The following is an 18,158-nucleotide window of genomic DNA, read 5'->3' as shown; positions in this document are numbered from 1 at the left end:
TCATGCCATTCTCTTTACCAGTTCATCTTCTTTTAGATTCGAGAGGACACTCGCAAGTGTCTGCCTTGTCGATGTCCGGTAATATTCCCTGGTGATATGACCAAAGGATTCCACAGCATCTTCCAGCAGCTCACTGTTTTTTATTCGTACTCCCATCCTTACCTGGGTCTCGGCAATGGTCTGGAATATGGATGAGCGTTCGAACTCATCTTCCAGACCCGCTGAACTATCCACAGCTTTAGTAATGCACTTCCGGGCCATATCTTCCTGCCCCACATCAATAAAAAGTCGCGCCAGGTCAACGTAAGCAGATGCCCTGTATATATCCTGGCCTATAAGTTTTGACTTATCAATGATCGCCATTGCTTTATTTGCAGATTCTACAGCAGACGGAGTATCATCATTACTGTGCTGGGTCCGGGCAATACTCCTCCAGGCAGATGAGCGGTATGTATCATATTCAATGGTACCTGCAAGTTCTTTTGAATCTTCAATGGTGACAGGATCATCCATTTTCGCTCCGATTTCTGCCATTGCGGCTACTACTCCCTGCAGGGCATGACTGTGGTCGTGTCCTGCTTCGGTATTGGCTGATAGTTCAAGCGACCGGCCTGCCAGTTCTGCATCGGCTGTGTTTATAGCCACTCTGGCCGTGCCCCTGACAATGTCCACAAATGCCTTGGAACGATCGTGCTCGTCAATGATCTTTCCTGTAAACCGTACAGCAGCATCCAGAAATGTGGTGTTGTTTGTCTCGACTGCCTTTTGTGCCAGTGTAGCGATACCTGCCCTATATTTTTTGGAGCGGTCGATATCGTTTGTTATGGATTCTGCCTTTTTTTCGAACTCCCTGATAAATTCCGATGATGCATCATTGACCATAGCTAAAACCCCTGACCGATCTAATCGTTCCTGAACCTGAAATATACTCTTCTGTTATTCTTGCCCTTGTTCTCTGCCTTGAATATTTCTATATGTGGTATCTCGTCGGTATTTGCCACATGGGTGCCGCCGCAGGCCTGCCTGTCAACCCCGGATATTGTTATTACCCGTATTTCTTCAATCTCGGGCGGGAATGCATCCTTTAGTTTCACTACTGAGGGTATCCGGAATGCCTCATCCCTTGGCAGTATTTCAATACTGACCGGAAGACTTTGGTCTATTATCCCGTTGACCTTTGCTTCATATGATTGGATCTGCTTACGATCAAAATTCTCAAGGCTGAAATCCACCCTGGTTTTCTCCTCTCCAAGCTGGTTACCTGATATCTGTGCCCCGGTCTCGTTGTGGATGATGGCACTGAGTATATGGCAGGCAGTATGGTATTTCATGAACAGGTAACGCCTGTCCCAGTCGATGACCGCTTTCACCTGGTCGCCTTTGACCAGCCCTGGCATATCTACTTCATGGCTGATCACACCGTTGAATGTGGCTGCATAAACCACAGGGAATTCCTGGTCGTCTTTTATCAGCAAGCCTGTATCATAGGGCTGGCCGCCTGAGTTCGGATAGAACAGGGTTTTATCCAGCACTACGAATTTATCGTCCTTCACACTTTCAACAGTAGCCTGGGATTCCTTGAGATAACAATCTTTCTGGTATAGAGCTTCCATGACAGAATATTCGGCAAACTATTAGATAAAATTGTTGTATTTTCCAGGGAAATCACAAAAACATTGACAGACCTTGCCAGGATATACCAGGTTGTGGCCATGAATATACGTCAGGCCGCATTTGTCGCACCAATATGAAAAATACTTTAAATAAATAGATAAAATGATGCTCAATGAAATACTGGCAGCCCAAGTATGAAACAATGCCCGAAAGTGAGATTGAGGCACTGCAGTTAAAGCGGTTAAAAAATGTGGTTAAGAACGTTTATGAGTACGTACCTTTCTACAGGCAGGCATTTGGCTCTATAGGGATCAAGCCTGGCGATATACGTAGCCTTGAGGATATCAGCAGACTTCCAGGTACAAGTAAGGCCGACCTGCGTGACAATTACCCGTTCGGCCTGTTCGCCACCCCCATGCGGGATGTGGTGCGGCTGCACGCTTCCAGCGGTACCAGCGGCAAGGCCACGGTGGTAGGTTACACAGCCAGGGATATCGAGACTTGGAGCGACCTTATGGCAAGGAATTTTACAATGGTAGGTATCGGGCCTGAAGATATATTCCAGAATGCTGTCAATTATGGATTGTTCACAGGGGGACTGGGCATACATTTTGGAATCGAACGTATCGGTGCCACTGCAGTACCCAGCGGTACAGGCAATACCCGCCACCAGCTTGAGATGATGATAGACTTCGGGGTTACGGCCCTGCACTGCACCCCTTCCTATGCCCTGTACCTGGCAGAGACGGCCAGGGAACTGGATATAGTTGACCAGCTGTCGTTGAGGACTGGTTGTTTCGGTGCCGAACCCTGGTCTGCCAATACCAGACGGGAACTGGAGGATGTGCTGGATATCAAGGCCTATGATTCCTACGGCCTGTCTGAGATGTTCGGACCAGGCGTGGCTTTCGAATGCCAGGAACAACACGGTCTTCACATATGGGATGACCATTTCCTTGTAGAGATACTGGACCCTGGTGGGGAGAGCGTGGCACCGGGGGAGAAGGGGGAACTGGTTCTGACCTCGCTGACCAAGGAGGCCATGCCTTTGATACGCTACCATACTGGTGACATTACCAGTATCATGGAGGATGAATGCCAGTGCGGGCGTACTCACACAAGGCTGGATAAGATTGTGGGCAGGACCGATGATATGCTGATAGTGCGGGGTATTAATGTATTTCCTTCACAGATAGAGAGTGTGCTGGTGGGTATTCCTGAGGTTGGCAACCAGTTCCAGGTGCTTATTGACCGCAAGCGGCATAAACTGGATGAGATTCACATTAAGGTGGAGTTGATGGAAAGGGGTTTTACTGGTGAGCTTAAGGACCTGGAAGACCTGAAGTGCAGTATGGAGGATAAGCTGAAGGCTGTGCTGAATCTTAGGACTATGGTGGAACTGGTTGAGAGGGGGGCTATTCCCAGGACTGAGGGGAAGGCACAGAGGGTGGTGGATGTGAGAGGGGAATATTAATGGAATATTGTATAATCCAGCTTATTTATGTATTGTAGAATGTTGGAATGGAAATATTCCTTGAAATCGGCATATCCAGGCCTTGTTACATTTCGTACGGGATATACCGTGCTGTGACAAGAAGCTGCATCATGAATTGCTATGTGCTACCCCTTACGTTTGAGGTAATCCTACTGAGATATGCGTTAGCGGTAACGCAGGGGTGGTTACGGCAAGGATGGTTGAGAATGCTCTTTTGTGTGACCGCGGGAGGTTATGATGTGTAAATTTTGTACATTACATTTATTCATCTAATAAAAGCATTCAAATACTGATTCTCGAAATTTTTTTCAAATCACCAACTTCTATGCCTAATTTTTCGAGTTCTCTTCTTATATCTGATGACATAACAACCATTTTTTAGTTACTCAAACATTATAATCCTATCTTTTGATTGAAACTTACATGGGTGAAAGTATACTGTTATGTTCTATAGAATTATCTGTAAACACCGCTGTCAGTCAGCACAAGCCTGGATAGCACCTGATATACTCATGGTTCACATCCGTAATCTCAAGTTCCTCTCTCCCAGTCCGTTTTACACTGTATCTGCCGGCCCGTGTGTTGGGTGAAAGACTCCAGCCCCCCGTCTTTCACACTCACGCATCACAGGGCTCATCCTGGTGATCTCCGGCCGGGTGCCAGGGAAAATTGCAGTTTTCACCTGGATATTCCTCGTAAACATTTTTTAGATATCTGGTACATGCTTATTCACTAACTTTTGTGCATCAGGTTCTACCCCGTCCCTAAAGGCAGTCACCCCACTGTCCATCCTGTCCAGGCATCCCAGGGTACAACACTCCACCTTGTGCGCCACCTCCCGGATCACCACGAACTGCTTACCGCAGACCGGGCAATGTTTTGTCACATATTCCATAACACATCATAATTATTGAATTTTAAACGTAATTGTGTCAAAATTGCATATATCCTTTACCATTTTTTGTGGCTGTCGGATATTTTATTGCTGTAACATTATCAGGTATTGTGTTTACTTGCCTGAAAACTACATCTGCGTTCAAATGAGTTTGCTGCCCCCCTGGGTACCTGATCAGTAGCCAGCCATGGTGGTTCTTATTGAATCGGTTTGGAAGGTCAGTGGAAGTAGTAATTTTACAGTGAGTGGATGGGTAAGTCTGCTGGACATGGGCCAGGGATTGGATGGGGAGTTTTGGGGCGGCCAGTATTCACTTTTGAGTGTTTTTTAAGCATGTGCAAGTTCTTTTTCGACTAATTTACTGGCAAGATAATCCGCAGAAACACCTTTTTTCTTTGCATCTTCTTGTAGTAATCTTGCACTATCCTCATCAAGTTCGATCAAATAGTGTCTCTTTTGAAGATCTACTTTTATTTCAACCACTTCCAGTATATCAAGATAATCAGTACTATCGTGACTCTCCCAGAACTCAGCTGCTTCTTCACATGTTTTGAATTCGTCGGGGATTTTCTCATCTTTTTTTGGCATTGTAGTACCTTTGTTCTTTAAGTGTCATATCTCGTGCTGAAATGATAAGAGCTTCCATAGATTGTTTGTAGATAAATACTATAAAAAGATAACGTCCACCATTAGTTTTCCCATATGCAATATAGACATTTTCCCCCCTTACCTTACCCCGGCTTGCACGCCGGAAAATAGCCCCTGAAAGTAGAGCATCTTCAACCTCATCAATAGTGAGATTATGCTTCTCTTGAATTTTTATTGTGAACTTATCTATCCAGATAATCTTTCTTACACATCTTCTTCAGTTTAAAATAAAAACAATAGCAGTAGACTCCCCCTCTTTTCGAGTCTGTTCTTAAACTCTCCCGATACCGATTAATCTCAGGTAGCTTCTCTCTACTAGATAATCACAGTCAAATAATTTCAAAATGCTCTTTTGTTCCTCCGTTGGTGGTATAAGTTTCTTTCCACTATATTTTGTACTTTTCACGCTTATTTTCCCTATTTCCGACTTTTTCGGCGTTTTGTGAACCCTTCTCACGCATGACCTTCATCTTCGTTCATCTTCGGTTTTTGAAGGGCACAAAAGCGGGAAAGATATCAACCTGCTTCAAACTGCAATTTGGTCTTTATTTCGAGAACCTTATGTAAAAACAACATTCACACCACTGGATTTTGATAAAACCGTATTAAGGGGTGACAGGTGTAGGTACTGCGATCAATACAAAATCAGCTTTTTTGATCTCAACCGGATCTGAAGTGAATATCAGGTTGTTATTGTTATTCTTCTGGTTCAGATCCTCAACTTTCATCTCATTCAGATCATAAATTATATTTCAGATTATATAAAATGATTGTGGTGGCATTTTTATATATATTAATATGTTTATAAATTTGTAGACCTTACTATTTTCTCGATATCCTCCATTAGGGTCAGGGGATTGATAGGCTTTTCAAAGTACCCGTTACACCCCATATCAAGTATCATTTCCCGGTCACCTGACATGGCATATGAAGTAATTGCAATGATTGGGATTTCCTGCATATCATCCAACATACGAATGCGTTTTACAGCCTCTAATCCATTGATATCCGGAAGCTGGATATCCATCAATATTAAATCGGCCCTTTCTTGTATTGCCTTTTCTACGCCTTCCTCTCCTGTGTAAGCTTTAATGGGTTCGTACCCAAATTTTTCTAATACTAAGCAGAGTAATTTCATATTATTTTCATTATCTTCAACTACCAGTACACGCTTCATTTTGATTCACCCTCGTAGTCCCGTATTTCCAGTTTAACTGGAATGTTTATGGTAAATGTACTGCCAGTACCATACTCAGATGTTACTTCTACTGTACCTCCCAGTACATCCTCTGTGAGTTTTTTTGTCAGATATAGACCAAGCCCAGTTCCCTGTGTTTTTGCGGAAAGTGATGATTCAAGCCTTACAAATGGCGCAAACAATTTTTTAATATCATCAGGCATTATCCCTGTACCCGTGTCTGTAATTGATATGTTTGTCATACTGTTTATAGTTTTTGCATGTAATGTAATCATACCTTCGTCTGTAAATTTAACAGCATTAGACAATAGGTTAATCAGACACTGAAGCAATCTTCGCCTGTCTGATGCAATAATGGTGTCCTTGACTTCCATCTTCAGATCCAGTCCTTTTTCGTCAATATCATTCTTTACTAAGGATACTGCTTCGTCTATCACTTCCTTGAGACTGAACTCCTGGATATCCGTTTCCAGCTTTCCTGCCTCTATCTTTGAGATGTCAATAATATCGTTTATAAGGGCAAGCAGTTGTTTTCCTGCCGTATGGATAAGATCAATTTGTTCATTCTGCGCCTGGCTTAGTTCACCTTCCCAGCCTTCAAGCAGGATGCTGGAAAAGCCAATTATACTGTTTAATGGTGTGCGTAGTTCATGGGATGTGCTGGCTATGAACATGGATTTCATGCGGTCCAGTTCCAGCAGGCGCTCATTTGCGAATTTCAGGTTGATTGTAGTACTGTTGAAGTCATCCACAAGATTTAACAGGGCTTGCTTGCTTTCATTTAACAGGTCGGTCCGTTCCCCTACCCGCTCTTCAAGTTCATCGTTGAGCTGGTTTAATTCATCCACTACTTTCATGTTTTTAATATGCTGCCACATACCACTCAAAAGAAGTGATATTTGGTATATGTCAGAATTATCATATTTTTCATCTTTGTTAGCCACAACCGCTATTGCAACAACCCTGTCGTTCTCAAATACAGGAATGACAATTAAACGAGTAAGTTGTACATGATCTTCAGGAATGCCCTTTTTAGCAGGATTGGGGGATGAATAATCATTAATTATAATGGGTCTATGCTGCCTTACGACCTCAGCCCAGATGCCTGCCTTATCAATAGAGTACTCAATAGGCTTGTTGGAGATCCCACAATCATCCATAACACCATCAGACCACGCATATATGGTGGAAACTGATTCATCTTCATTCATTAATCCAACAAAACCGTATTCACTTTTTGTTAACTCAACTCCCTTATCCATCACAAAATGTGTGATCTCTTTGAATGTAACCTGTGTCATTGTGTTGAGTTCCAGTAATGCCTTCATCCTTGATTCATTAAGCTTTTGCTCTTCTTCAATCCGTTTGCTATCAGTGATATTTTCAATCTGCTCGATAAAATGCAACACTTTCCCATCTGCATCCCTGGCAATTGATATGGAATGAGCAGTCCAGATAATCTCACCGTCTTTGGTCAAGTACCGTTTTTCTTTTTCGGAGGTCAGCATTGTCCCATCAAGCATCTGTTTTAATTTTTCAAGGTCAGCATCAAGATCATCAGGGTGTGTAACGGTCTGAAAATCCATTGCCAGCATTTCGGATTCAGTATAACCCAGCATATCACACAGTGCTTTATTTACTTTCAGCCAGCGTCCATCCGGCAATACCAGGGCCATACCGATGGGAGCGTTTTCAAACGCCTCCCTGAACCGCTCCTCGTTCTCCTTTATTGCTGCCCCGTCCTTTATATGCCTGGTAATATCATTTGCAGTACATATCATACCGTTATATTTACCATTGCCATCAAGTATTGGTACCAGAACGCCGCTTTGGTAAGTTAGATCGCCTCTTGGGGTGATTATCGGGATCGAATCATAGGGAGTATCTTCAAGTGAGTCTTTAGCCTGCAGGAACAAATCCCTGAAATGTGCCTCACCTTCCATTGTCTGTTCTGGCATGTCATTGAGAAGGTTTGTTCCGATTACCTGTTTAATGGTAAGACCTGATATTTTCTCCATGGCTCTGTTAAAGTAAATGAAATTTTCATTGGTATCAACTGTCCATACACCAGTCCAGACGCTATTTAGCAACACATTTTCGAAATGTTCTGTTTCTCTTAGTTTTTGTTCAATTCTTGCTTTTTCCTTGAATATATCTGAAAGGAAATAGATGCCGAGAATCATCATGATGGAAATAATAACTGCAAGATAATGTTCAAAAACAATATAAGAATATTCCCAAAAATCCCATTGTAAATGATCAATTACATGATGAAATCTTCTTACTGCCATTAATACCAGGGCAATAGAGATCAATATCCAGCCTTTTGCGGTCTTTGTAAGTTTAATAAGTTTGATAGCAAATATTACAGCCAATATTTGTAGAAAAGCAGCAATAATGAGAAGTATTAAATCCATGACATTACTCTCTCTTTTTTTCACAGGATGTTATTTTTTCTTCAAGGTCTTTGATTATTCCTTTTAGTTCAATCATCCGGATCTCCCGTCCCGTAAAAGCTTTGACCGTGCGCTCAAGTTCTTTGTTATTTTTTCCAAGTTCGGCTGTTCGCTCATTGACACGCTGTTCAAGTTTCTCATTAAGTTTTTGGAGTTCTGCCTCGGCATGCACCCGCTCGGTGACGTCGTTAAATATTGTTACAAATTTATCACCCATCCAGGTTCCGGAAATATCCATTACCCTCACTTTACCATCTTTACAGGTTATATTGTATTCAAATGGTTCTACCTCTTTTCCTTCCTTTATCGACTTTTCAAGATCCGCATACCACTTTTCGATTACATATTTTCGGTATTCTTCATCAGGATAAACGCGAAGGAACCAATCTGTTAAATTTGGAGTCTCATAAATGTTTCCAATTGTCTCAAAATATTTTCTATTCGCATACTCGGTCTTTTCATTTTTATCTATAACTGCTATTGCAACAGGCAAATGCTCTGTCAGTTTTCTAAACTTCTCCTCGCTCTCCTGCAGCTCCTCATCTGCCCGCTTGCGCTCGGTGATGTCTCTGGTCAGTCCCTGAAAACCGATTAGTTTACCCTGATTATTAAAAAGCAGCCTACTGGTAATTTCAATATCCACTTCATCTTTCTTGCTGTTGAGCATTTTGGTTTCGAAGGTAAGATGAGTAAAAGTCTTATAATTTTTAATAGCATTGGCAGCCAGAGCACTAATCTTTAAAAACTCTTTTTTCTTGAAATGCGAGCTTAGATTTGTACCAATCATCTGTTCCGGTTTATAGCCTAATATTCTTTCCGTAGAAGGGCTTAGATAAGTAAATTTCAGCTTTTGATCCAACATCCAGACACAATCAACAGAATTCTCTGTCAGCAAACGGAATTTTTCTTCGCTCTCAAGCAACGCCTCCTCAACTTGCCTGCGCTCGGTGATGTCTTCAATAATTCCTTTATAATGGGTGATTTTTCCTTCAAAGTCCCTTACAATAAAGGTCCAATTCTTGACAATCTTCACATTATTATCTTTTGTTAATATTCTATACGGTTCATGAACAAATTCATCTATGTCCTCTTTTTCAGTGGAATCTGCTACCTCTTGTTCTACTCGCTTGAGATCATCTGGATAAATACAATCTGCGTAGCTTATTTTCCGGGACAGAAAGTCCTCAGAAGAATAACCTAAAAACTTTTTAACATTTTCCGAAATATACTTCACCGGCCAGCCGCACTCGTTTTTCCAAGTGAAAGCCACAGCAGGACTTTTATTTATAATTATATCTGCTTCTTTTATTTTCTCCTCCGCTTTTTTTCGCTCGGTGATGTCTTCTGCTGCACAGATCACATATTCAACATTTCCATTATCGTCTATTTTCGGCGTCCTTGTAATAGACAGTAAACGCGTTTCCCCCTTCCCATTCTTAATCCATTCCTCTATATGTGACTGCTTTTTCTTCTCAAAGACCTCTCTATTATTAGCAATGCAAATATCGGCTTCTTCCACACCAATTATGTCGTGCAGATCCCTTTCTTCTAATTCCTCCTTTTCCAGCCCTAAGAATTTAGCATGGGCTTTATTTACAACACCATAGGTCTCTTTATCAGTCAGGTACCAGATCTGGTGTTCAATATTATCAAGTAGCAATGTCTGCTCTTCTGACCTCTTTCGCTCTAATTGGACCACAAGATTTTGCGCGACTATTCCGATTAAACCCCCCTCTTTTATCAGCTCACCATATATCTTGGCAGTCTCTTCTTCAGTATAGAGTTCTTTCTCCTCCAGGACAGCGCTGTTTATTTTTTCTGAGATCAGGTCTGTAGCTGCTTCTATGCCCATACTCAGGGCATAACTACGTATCAGAGTGTTCTTTTTTATTTTCATCACTATACCCCGCAATTCTGCTGCGGTTGGATGTGCCGTCGCAAGGTTTGACTTAAATCTTCCAATGTCATGTCGTCTTATCCCCCGCATTTCTATAAGCTTCGACATCCTTTTCAAGCTCAACGATCTGTTTCTTGAGTTCAGCCATCCGGATCTCACGTCCTATAAATAGCTTGTTCATCCTCTCAAGTTCTGCGTTCTTTTTCTCAAGCTCGACAGTACGGTCGTGAACACGCTGCTCAAGTTTCTCATTGAGTTTTTGCAGTGCTTCTTCTGCCTGCTTGCGCTCGGTGATGTCAATCGTCTGGAAGACAATCCCCTCAAACTTCCCTTCTTCATCTTTAAGCGGCTCCCAGGAGCTTGAAACATGCCGCATTCCATCATTCTTTTTGACTATCTTGTATTCGAAGTTTTTGTATCCCACCCCATTGCGGAAGGTGTGAGCAAAGATTTCCTTCGCCCTTTGAGCGTCATCCTCATGCACCCACCATAGCAGTTCACCCTGCAGTTCTTCCTGGGTGTAACCTGTAATCTCTTCACAGTTAGGGCTGACGTATAGGTTATTACCCTTTGCATCAGTAATCATAAGGAGACTGGGAGCTGTCTCAACGATAGTCCTGAACCGTTCTTCGCTCTCTTGCATTGCTTTTTCTGCCAGCTTGCGCTCGGTGATGTCTCTGGTCAGTCCATGAAGACCGATTAGCTTACCCTGACTATTGAGAAGCACCCTACTGGTAATTTCAATATCCACCTCATCGTTCTTGCTGTTGAGCATTTTGGTTTCGAAGGTAAGATGAGTAAAATCCTTATAATTTTTAATTAAATTGGCAGCCAGAACACCAAATTTTAGAAATTCTTTTTTCTTGAAATGCGAACTTAGTCTTGTACCAACCAACTGTTCCGGTTTAAATCCCAATATTCTTTCCGCAGAAGGGCTTAGATAAGTAAATCTCAACTTTTTATCCAACATCCAGATACAATCAATAGAATTCTCAGCTAGTAAACGGAATTTTTCTTCGCTCTTGAGCAGCGCCTCATCCATCTGCTTGCGTTTGGTAATATTATGTATTGAACTTACAAGATGGGTACACACACCCTGTGCATTTAGTACCGGCGTCACTGTCACAGCACCCGCAAGCTCACCTATGGGGTAGGCAAAAACCTGCTCCCAGAAAACGGTCTTATTTTCATTTATCGCTTCTTTATACTTGTCGATAACAAGCACAATAGCCGTTTTTGGTAACACCTCTTCAATCCTTTTACCAACAACCTGTTCCATGGTCAATCCGGTGACAGCCAAAAATGCCTGGTTCACAGACACAAAGCGAAAGCGATCATCGGGTTCAACGGCCAGAAGGAATATCACTTCAGAAAGTGTGTCATATATTACGGGGAGATATTTTTCAGTCAACTCCAGTTCTTCTGTGTGTTTTTTGAGTAGCCCTTTATCCTTACCAAATTTAAATCCCTTCAATTTCATGCAGTCTTATCCCCCGCTTTTTTATCAGGCTCGATATCCTTTTCAAGCTCAGCGATCTGCTTCTTGAGTTCTACCATCCGGATCTCCCGCCCAACAAAGAGTTTGTTCATACGCTCAAGTTCAGCGTTCTTGTCTTCCAGTTCGGCAGTGCGCTCTGCTACTCGTTGTTCAAGTTCGGTATTGAGTTTGCGGATTTCTTCTTCAGCCTGCTTACGCTCGGTTATGTCCCTGAATATCTCTAACTTCGAGATACTGCCATCGGGATTCTTCAGCGGTGTATCAATAAGATCAAATATCTTGCCTGTTTTATCAGATTTCCACTCCCATTGAAGTGTTTTTCCTGACAAAACGTCCTGGTTCTTGCACCATGGACAAACTTCTTCCCGGCCATGTAGATACGAATAGCATTTGCGCCCTTCCCATTCACCTAAATCCTTCATTAGCACTGGATTTACATATTCGATATCATAATCCTGGTTTACAATGTAAATGCCATCTTCCATTGAATTAAAAATATTAATAAGTTTGTTTTGTTCTGCTCTCAGTATTTCTTCAGCCTGCTTGCGCTCGGTGATGTTTCTGGTAGTTCCTTGAATCGATACTGGATTTCCATCATTATCAAATATAATTTTTTCATTTATTTCAACTGCGATTATTTCGCCATTTTTATGAAATAATTCAGTCTCAAATATTAAACCATTCGGATTATTACCTTTCTTTATCTCCTCCTTTGCCAAATTTAACAGGAATTCCATATTCTCAGGTGAACAGTGGTCAGATAATGAACTTCCGATCCATTCTTCCTGTGTATACCCAAGTAACTGATAGCTAGCTGGATTGACATACGTAAATTTGAAATCCAAATTGATCTGCCAGATACAATCAAGTGTATTATCTGCCAGTAGATGATACTTCTCCTCACTCTCTCTGAGCGCCTCTTCGGTACGTTTGCGCTCAGCTGTCATCCGGTTGAACGAATCCGCAAGTACCCAGATATCATCACTAGTCGTAACATCCACCTGGAAATCAAGGTCCCCTTCGGCCACCCTGTTTATCCCGGCCACCAGTTTTTCTATCGGGCTGGTTAAGGTACGGGTCAGAAGAAAACTCATGACAATACCAAGCAACAGGACCAATGCCACTGTGCTGAAGATTGTATTGGTTGTCTTGTTAATGGAAGTAATAATATTTGCTCTACTGAAACCGAAATAGACCTTTGCATCCATCCCATCCAGTACACGTACACCCACATCCTGAATGGATTCACCTTCAACAGAAAATACCCTAATCGCAGTTTTATCATTGGGAGGAATAAGATTTGCTGTTACCATATCTGCAGGGAAACCCTGCGAAAAGGTATGGGCGACCACAACACCATCAAAATCAACCACATAGATATACCTGACATCAATATTGCGTATCATGACATTGTCGATGATCTCATTAACCGCTATGGCATCCTTTTGCAGGAGCGGGTTTGCCAGGTCTTCTGTCACATATTCTGCAATGATCAACTCCCTTTCAAGCATCTCCTGTTCAAGTGCGTCACTCATCCTGACATTCACTGAAGCTGTAATAATCAATGTTGAGATTACCAGCAGGAAAATGATCAGCAGGTTTAGCTTGTAATATATCTTCACTATGTCCTCTCCTATTCGATTATGTCATATATGATAGCAAGTTCTCTTAATTGTGCATAATCCTCATCGTGTGCCTCTATAAAACCATTTCTCGGCCTTACGTCAAAGCCAAAATAAATAACATCTGTTTCATCTGACGGATATTCAACGACTACATCTATTGTATTATCAATGTCAACGGTAATTTCATTGTTATCATTGGAACGACCGGAAATAAGAATAACAATAATGTTAATGGAAATAAACAAGCATTCAGTATACTTATTGTTAGTCAGGAACATTTTTTCAACTCAAAATTATATATTTTGCTTATTGTCCTTTAATATTTTCCTTGACTTATTTTATCCGAAGCTACTACTTGACATTTTGCATGAATTCGGGGCGGTTAAGAAAATGGAGATTTCAGACAGGATTGACAGAATACGATCCAATCCTGTAAATCCTCTATATCCTGCATATCCAGTAAATCCGGTCAAAATATTTGATTGAAACTAAGATAATTACCTATATCGATATCGAAATGCGTTTATGATTTCCTATAGAACCTATCAAAAAGTTCCTCATAAAGCACAAAAATTTCCTCGACTCTGTGCCATTGAAATACATAGAATATCCCATAAGGTAAATATAGATTCCACCACAGATCATCTGGAAATTGACTGCATAGATAATTTTAATTTACACAACCTTTTTAATCTATTCCTCCCATTTTAAGCACCTAGTATGAAAGCAATACTAGGATTAGAAGACGGCACAATTGTGAATGGCGTTGGTTTTGGTGCCGCCGGAACTGCTGTTTGCGGGGAACTTGTTTTTACAACTCAATATACCGGATACGAAGAGGCACTTACCGACCCTTCATATGCCGGCCAGATACTGATGTTCACCTACCCCCTCATCGGCAATTACGGTGTAAGCGGCAAGACCTTCCAGTCAGACGGCATGAAGGCAGAGGCCCTGGTGGTCAGGGAGGCATGCGACCATCCATCCCACCACCTGTCAGGGCGCTCCATTTTTGATTTTGCAAAGGAAGAAGACCGGCCCGGTATCGCAGGTGTGGATACCAGGATGCTGACCATCAAAACCAGGGATACCGGCGCCATGCGGGCATGCCTGCTCACAGACAGCGACGATGGTGGGGAAGCAGTGCGACTGGCAAGACAGCATCCGAAGATATCTGACCAACACGACCTGATAGACAGGGTGACCTGCCCCGCCCCCTACCATATTGAAGCAACCGGCAAGGACAAGCCTCATTTCGTGGTCATCGACCTTGGCATAAAGACCAACATGATAAAGAGCCTGCAGCAGCGGGGTGTAGGTATTACCGTGGTACCTGCAAGTACTCCACCAGACTATATTACTGAACAAAAACCTGATGCCATATTAGTATCAAACGGCCCGGGCGACCCAGAGAAGGCAGGCACTGCCATTGATGCTGTAAAACACATGATGGGAGAAGTACCCATCTACGGCATCTGCTTCGGCAACCAGATCATATCCCTGGCGCTGGGAGCCAGCACCTACAAGCTGAAGTTCGGGCACCGGGGTGCCAACCAGCCTGTAAAGGACCTGGAAACAGGCAACGTGTACATCACTTCCCAGAATCACGGATTTGCAGTGGATGCCGGTTCCCTGGATGCGGCAGAGGCTCATATCACCCACCTGAACATTAACGATAATACAGTGGAAGGTATCGCCCACGACTATCTGGATATCATGAGCGTACAGTTCCATCCCGAGGCCAGCCCCGGTCCCTGGGATACTGAAAAATGGTTCTTTGATACCATCGTAAAAAAGGTGATGAAATAATGCCTCGTAATTCTGGTATTAAGAAAGTACTGCTGATAGGCAGCGGTCCTATCATGATAGGGCAGGCGGCAGAGTTTGATTTTAGCGGCAGTCAGGCATGCCGGTCATTGAGGGAAGAAGGTGTGAGCGTAGTGCTCATTAACTCCAATCCGGCTACTATCATGACCGATCCGGAAATGGCAGATGTGGTGTATATCGAACCTATCAAACCCGAAATAGTGGAACGTATCATCGAGAAGGAGCGGCCCGACGGAGTGATAGCTGGACTGGGGGGGCAGACCGGGCTGAACATAGTCAGTGAACTGGCCGGTATGGGCGTACTTGAGAAATATAATGTCAAACTTTACGGTACACCCTTAAAAGCCATACAGGATACCGAAGATCGGGACCTGTTCAAACAGGCCATGCAGCGTATCGGTGAGCCTGTACCCCGCAGCAAGGCCGTGAACACCATTGAGGATGCAGTTGCAATGATCGATGAACTGGGCCTGCCCCTTGTTATCAGGCCGGCTTATACCCTTGGCGGGGCCGGCAGTGGAATTGCCAGGACAAAGGAAGAACTCATCTCGATCACTGAACTGGGCCTGAAACGCAGCCGAATCACCCAGGTGCTAATCGAAGAGGGCGTGCTGGGGTGGAAAGAGTTCGAGTACGAGGTGATGCGTGATGCCAATGATACCTGTATCGTGATATGCAACATGGAGAATATCGACCCCATGGGAATCCATACAGGGGAGAGCATTGTGGTCACTCCCAGCCAGACCCTGTCGGACAGGGAGCACCAGATGCTGCGCAGTGCCAGTATCAATATCATAAGAAGCCTGTCAATCGAAGGCGGGTGTAATATCCAGTTTGCAGTGAAGGACGGTGAATACAGGATAGTGGAAGTCAACCCAAGGGTGAGCCGCTCCTCTGCACTGGCCAGCAAAGCCACCGGGTACCCCATAGCCAGGGTGACCGCAAAGATCGCCATCGGCATGACCCTGGACGAGATACCCAATGATGTTACCAAAAAGACGCCTGCGTCCTTTGAGCCCACTGTGGACTATACTGTGGTCAAGATACCCAGGTGGCCCTTTGACAAGTTCGTGACCGCAGATAAAACCCTGACCACGGCTATGAAGAGCACGGGAGAGGTCATGGCTATCGGACGCACCATTGAAGAGGCTATGAAAAAGGCTATCCGCAGCCTTGACGTGGATATGTATTTCGGATTCAGGGAATGGGACCGTGAAGAGGTAATTGACCTGCTCACGAACCCTACCCATGAGCGGTTGTTTGGCATTTACCATGGCTTAAGGACAGGATTTTCAATTGATGAGATATCAGGCATCACATCTATCGACCCTTTCTTCCTGGAAAAGATATACAATATCATCCGGATGGAAGATACCCTGCGCTCGGAGTTGACCAGGGAGACCCTGTACCGTGCCAAGCGAATGGGGTTCACGGATGAGGAGATCGGCAAGCTCACAGGCAGGACAAGGGAAGATATCAATGATATGCGCAGGCAGATGGGGATCATTACCACCTACAAGATGGTAGATACCTGCGCTGCCGAGTTCGCTGCCGAGACCCCGTATTATTATTCATGCTATGAAGAGATGTGCGAGAACGAACCCACCGACCGTAAAAAGGTGCTGATACTGGGTGCGGGCCCTATCCGCATCGGGCAGGGTATAGAGTTCGACTACTGCACAGTACATGCGGTGAGCGCACTGCGGGAAGAGGGGATTGAGACCCATATCATCAACAACAATCCCGAGACCGTGTCCACAGATTACGATACTTCGGATAAGCTGTTCTTTGAGCCACTGACCCTTGAGGACGTGATGAATGTTATCGAACTGGAAAGACCCTGGGGTGTGATGGTACAGTTCGGCGGCCAGACCTCTGTGAACCTGGCATTACCCTTACAGCGGGAACTGCTGCGCAGGCGTGACCTGGATACCGTTATCCTTGGTACTACTCCGGAAGATATGGATATTGCAGAGGACAGGGAGCGGTTCAACAAGATGCTGCAGGGTATGGGCATTCCACAGCCTGAGGCGGGTTATGCTATCACAGAAGCCGTGGCCAGGGAAGTGGCAGCCGGTATAGGGTACCCTGTGCTGGTGCGCCCCTCCTATGTACTGGGCGGACGGGCCATGGAGATAGTATACGACGAGAACGACCTGAACAGGTATATGAATGAGGCAGTGCGGGTCTCGCCCGAGCATCCTGTGCTCATCGACAACTTCCTTGAGGGTGCCATTGAGATCGATGTGGATGCCATATGCGATGGCGAGGACGTGCTCATCGGTGCAATCATGGAGCATATCGAGGAGGCCGGGATACACAGCGGTGATTCGGCCTGCGTGATACCGCCCCAGTCACTGGGATACTATGTGCTGGATACGGTCAGGGACTATGTGAGGCGCATTGCCCTGGCACTCAGGGTGAAGGGTATCCTGAACATCCAGATGGCATACAAGGACCGGGTGGTCTATGTGCTGGAGACGAACCCCCGCAGCAGCCGTACCATTCCATTCGTATCAAAGGCTGTGGGCCTGCCGCTGGCAAAGATTGCGGCCAGGGCCATGATAGGAATAACATTGAAGGAACAGGGATACCTCATAGAACCCAGGCCCGAACACGTTTCAGTGAAGGAAGTCCTCCTGCCATTTGATAAACTCCCTGGAGCTGATCCGATCCTCAGCCCTGAGATGCGCAGTACTGGCGAGGTCATGGGTGTGGATTATAGTTACGGGCTGGCGTTCTTCAAGGCAGAACTGGCAGCAGATAATGCACTACCGCTTAAGGGTAAGGGGTTCATGTCCATCAGGGACCAGGATAAACCGGTACTGGTGCAGATAGCAAGGAAGATGGCTGATGCGGGACTGGAAATCATTGCTACCAGCGGCACGGTCCGGTACCTGTCCGGTAAGGGTTTCGATGTTACTGAAATAAAGAAGGTACATGACGGCAGTCCAAATGTCATTGACCTGATGCGCAAAGATGATGTCGGCCTGGTCATAAATACG

14 protein-coding genes are annotated in these 18,158 nt (G+C 44.2%); 3 read left to right on the top strand and 11 right to left on the bottom strand.

The window, feature by feature from the left end; translation table 11 throughout:
• Both HF974_12280 and HF974_12275 read right to left on the bottom strand, forming a co-directional pair.
• Entirely contained in the window at positions 1-882 is an 882-nt protein-coding gene (locus HF974_12280; protein ID MBC2699086.1) for a hypothetical protein, read from the bottom strand.
• A 20-nt stretch (positions 883-902) separates the two neighbouring features.
• Entirely contained in the window at positions 903-1,613 is a 711-nt protein-coding gene (locus tag HF974_12275; GenBank protein ID MBC2699085.1) for an alanyl-tRNA editing protein, read from the bottom strand.
• Between the two features lie 173 nt (positions 1,614-1,786).
• Here HF974_12275 and HF974_12270 point away from each other — a divergent pair, with 173 nt between their 5' ends.
• Positions 1,787-3,088, top strand: a complete 1,302-nt coding sequence (locus HF974_12270) for a phenylacetate--CoA ligase (GenBank protein MBC2699084.1) — start codon at positions 1,787-1,789, stop codon at positions 3,086-3,088.
• Between the two features lie 727 nt (positions 3,089-3,815).
• Here HF974_12270 and HF974_12265 read toward each other — a convergent pair.
• From HF974_12265 to HF974_12225, 9 genes are all read right to left on the bottom strand, one after another.
• Positions 3,816-4,004 (bottom strand): hypothetical protein, encoded by a 189-nt coding sequence (locus HF974_12265; protein ID MBC2699083.1) that lies wholly within the window; start codon positions 4,002-4,004, stop codon positions 3,816-3,818.
• Positions 4,005-4,331: 327 nt separating this feature from the next.
• Positions 4,332-4,592, bottom strand: coding sequence for a hypothetical protein (locus tag HF974_12260; GenBank protein ID MBC2699082.1), 261 nt, complete (start codon positions 4,590-4,592; stop codon positions 4,332-4,334).
• Positions 4,576-4,851: a BrnT family toxin gene (locus HF974_12255; protein ID MBC2699081.1), complete on the bottom strand. Its 276-nt coding sequence runs from the start codon at positions 4,849-4,851 to the stop codon at positions 4,576-4,578. Before HF974_12255 ends, HF974_12260 begins: the two co-directional genes overlap by 17 nt.
• Positions 4,852-5,454: 603 nt before the next feature.
• The gene (locus HF974_12250) at positions 5,455-5,829 is read right to left on the bottom strand and encodes a response regulator (protein MBC2699080.1); all 375 of its coding nucleotides are present in this window, start codon (positions 5,827-5,829) and stop codon (positions 5,455-5,457) included.
• Entirely contained in the window at positions 5,826-8,267 is a 2,442-nt protein-coding gene (locus tag HF974_12245) for a PAS domain S-box protein (protein ID MBC2699079.1), read from the bottom strand. Before HF974_12245 ends, HF974_12250 begins: the two co-directional genes overlap by 4 nt.
• A 4-nt stretch (positions 8,268-8,271) precedes the next feature.
• Complete coding sequence (locus tag HF974_12240; GenBank protein ID MBC2699078.1) at positions 8,272-10,203, bottom strand: PAS domain S-box protein; 1,932 nt, start codon at positions 10,201-10,203, stop codon at positions 8,272-8,274.
• 67 nt (positions 10,204-10,270) lie between these two features.
• A complete protein-coding gene (locus tag HF974_12235; GenBank protein ID MBC2699077.1) occupies positions 10,271-11,683 on the bottom strand; it encodes a PAS domain S-box protein in 1,413 nt (470 codons plus the stop codon).
• Positions 11,680-13,323, bottom strand: coding sequence for a PAS domain S-box protein (locus HF974_12230; protein ID MBC2699076.1), 1,644 nt, complete (start codon positions 13,321-13,323; stop codon positions 11,680-11,682). Before HF974_12230 ends, HF974_12235 begins: the two co-directional genes overlap by 4 nt.
• An 11-nt stretch (positions 13,324-13,334) precedes the next feature.
• A complete protein-coding gene (locus HF974_12225; protein ID MBC2699075.1) occupies positions 13,335-13,604 on the bottom strand; it encodes a hypothetical protein in 270 nt (89 codons plus the stop codon).
• A gap of 442 nt (positions 13,605-14,046) precedes the next feature.
• On the opposite strand from HF974_12225, the gene carA reads away from it, so the two are divergent.
• The gene (gene carA, locus HF974_12220; protein MBC2699074.1) at positions 14,047-15,135 is read left to right on the top strand and encodes a glutamine-hydrolyzing carbamoyl-phosphate synthase small subunit; all 1,089 of its coding nucleotides are present in this window, start codon (positions 14,047-14,049) and stop codon (positions 15,133-15,135) included.
• Positions 15,135-18,158: carbamoyl-phosphate synthase large subunit (gene carB, locus HF974_12215; protein ID MBC2699073.1), on the top strand; the 3,024-nt coding region annotated here is incomplete at its 3' end. The genes carA and carB, both read left to right, overlap by 1 nt.

Source organism: ANME-2 cluster archaeon (genome assembly GCA_014237145.1).
Taxonomy (GTDB): Archaea; Halobacteriota; Methanosarcinia; order Methanosarcinales; family Methanocomedenaceae; genus Methanocomedens_A.
The sequence above is the reverse complement of the archived record's forward strand: the minus strand, read 5'-3'. Positions and strand labels throughout refer to the sequence as shown.

Coding starts and splice junctions, on each gene's coding strand:
- HF974_12240 (MBC2699078.1), bottom strand. CDS start 10,203: ATGAAAATAAAAAAGAACACTCTGATACGTAGTTATGCCCTGAGTATG.
- HF974_12250 (MBC2699080.1), bottom strand. CDS start 5,829: ATGAAGCGTGTACTGGTAGTTGAAGATAATGAAAATAATATGAAATTA.
- HF974_12280 (MBC2699086.1), bottom strand. CDS start 882: ATGGTCAATGATGCATCATCGGAATTTATCAGGGAGTTCGAAAAAAAG.
- HF974_12260 (MBC2699082.1), bottom strand. CDS start 4,592: ATGCCAAAAAAAGATGAGAAAATCCCCGACGAATTCAAAACATGTGAA.
- HF974_12235 (MBC2699077.1), bottom strand. CDS start 11,683: ATGAAATTGAAGGGATTTAAATTTGGTAAGGATAAAGGGCTACTCAAA.
- HF974_12245 (MBC2699079.1), bottom strand. CDS start 8,267: ATGGATTTAATACTTCTCATTATTGCTGCTTTTCTACAAATATTGGCT.
- HF974_12265 (MBC2699083.1), bottom strand. CDS start 4,004: ATGGAATATGTGACAAAACATTGCCCGGTCTGCGGTAAGCAGTTCGTG.
- HF974_12225 (MBC2699075.1), bottom strand. CDS start 13,604: ATGTTCCTGACTAACAATAAGTATACTGAATGCTTGTTTATTTCCATT.
- HF974_12270 (MBC2699084.1), top strand. CDS start 1,787: ATGAAATACTGGCAGCCCAAGTATGAAACAATGCCCGAAAGTGAGATT.
- HF974_12275 (MBC2699085.1), bottom strand. CDS start 1,613: ATGGAAGCTCTATACCAGAAAGATTGTTATCTCAAGGAATCCCAGGCT.
- carA (MBC2699074.1), top strand. CDS start 14,047: ATGAAAGCAATACTAGGATTAGAAGACGGCACAATTGTGAATGGCGTT.